This is a genomic window from Aliivibrio sp. S4MY1 (genome assembly GCF_028765545.1).
Classification (GTDB): Bacteria; Pseudomonadota; Gammaproteobacteria; order Enterobacterales; family Vibrionaceae; genus Aliivibrio.
In genome coordinates this window covers 1-725 of the sequence record NZ_JARACP010000063.1, presented here as the reverse complement: position 1 = coordinate 725, position 725 = coordinate 1, and the positions used below count along the sequence as shown (strand labels likewise).

2 protein-coding genes are annotated in these 725 nt (G+C 36.8%); both read left to right on the top strand.

Annotation, left to right across the window (positions count from 1 at the left end; genetic code table 11):
- Positions 1–223, top strand: a 223-nt coding sequence (locus PVK71_RS20340) for a hypothetical protein (protein WP_274421131.1), incomplete at its 5' end; no start/stop codon positions are given.
- Between the two features lie 2 nt (positions 224–225).
- On the top strand, positions 226–669 hold the full coding sequence (locus PVK71_RS20335; RefSeq protein WP_274421130.1) for a hypothetical protein: 444 nt from the start codon (positions 226–228) through the stop codon (positions 667–669).
- Positions 670–725: the final 56 nt, after the last annotated feature.

Genomic DNA, 725 nt, shown 5'->3' with positions numbered 1-725 from the left:
GACAGGACTGTCTCAATACAATCCAGAAAACACTTTCTCTGCAACGCCGTACGATAAGTACGGTAATGATTTTATTCCTTTTGTAGGTTGCAAACACCCTTTTTCTTTTGGGAGTATTTTAATTTTTATTCCAGAAGGTGCAAAAAGAATTCAATTTCGTTTATCCGAGGGAGCAAGCTCTGATATCTCTGCCCGATTATTTACTGACTACTACTTGGTATAATTATGTTTAACGTATTTAAAACTAAATCTGGTCTTTGCGCGATTGAAGTTAATGAGGGTGATGAAAACTACCTTGCGTTGAGTACGTTCTATTCAAAAAATGCACTCTCAAGCATCACAGTTGACACACTTGATTTGGATCAAATTCACAATATGGATATCGTTAATGGCCAACTTATTATTAGCGACTCGTTATTAAATCAGTGTAAACGAAATATTGAAGTGGAATGGCAAACATCTACATTGCAAAAAGTGAGCGCTTCGATCCTACAATATCAAACCGATATGGCAATTGATGAATTGTACTCAGAGTTAAGAGCTCAAACTTACAATGAAGATGACTACTTTGCACTGTTGGGCGATAGAAAGCTGTTGATTGAATATGTACAGCAGGAGGATTTTCCTGAATGCGGCAGGCCGGCATTATCTGGATTAATTACTGTCTAGATCACATGTCATATAACGACAAAACCCAATCCGTTGATTGGGTTTTTCTTTATTAA

Bases quoted from the DNA above. Each gene is read 5' to 3' on its own strand.
- PVK71_RS20335 (WP_274421130.1), top strand. From the start codon at position 226: ATGTTTAACGTATTTAAAACTAAATCTGGTCTTTGCGCGATTGAAGTT.